Origin of the sequence: Sedimentibacter sp. B4 (assembly GCF_000309315.1) — a bacterium.
GTDB lineage: Bacteria > Bacillota > Clostridia > Tissierellales > Sedimentibacteraceae > Sedimentibacter > Sedimentibacter saalensis.
The window spans coordinates 1-339 of sequence record NZ_CANG01000524.1 but is presented as its reverse complement, the minus strand read 5'-3'; the positions used below and the strand labels follow the sequence as shown (position 1 = coordinate 339).

The following is a 339-nucleotide window of genomic DNA, read 5'->3' as shown; positions in this document are numbered from 1 at the left end:
ACACGATCCACACCGACTGCATCCAGGCGTCCGCTGCCGGCGAGCCGCTCAGCTACTCGATGCTGTTCACCCACGCCCAGGACACGCTGATGACGGTGAACAGCGAGTTCCGGCTGGTCAAGAAGCTGGCCGCGGTCTTCGAGCGGGTGGACGCCCGCCTGGCCGCGCTGGAGGCGTCCGTGCCGCAGCCGGACGAGGTCAACTCATGAGCGTCCCGAACGGTTTCCCCGAGGGTTTCCTGTGGGGCGGCGCGATCGCCGCGAATCAGGCCGAAGGCGCCTGGCAGGCCGACGGCAAGGGATGGTCCGTGGCCGACATCAACCTCTTCCGCGGCGACAT

2 protein-coding genes are annotated in these 339 nt (G+C 68.1%); both read left to right on the top strand.

Features of this window, described 5'->3' with window-relative positions:
* Nucleotides 1-209: PTS lactose/cellobiose transporter subunit IIA (locus BN358_RS23795; protein ID WP_198018444.1), on the top strand; the 209-nt coding region annotated here is incomplete at its 5' end.
* The coding region (locus tag BN358_RS23790) for a family 1 glycosylhydrolase (RefSeq protein ID WP_157593468.1) at nt 206-339 on the top strand (134 nt) is incomplete at its 3' end. The genes BN358_RS23795 and BN358_RS23790, both read left to right, overlap by 4 nt.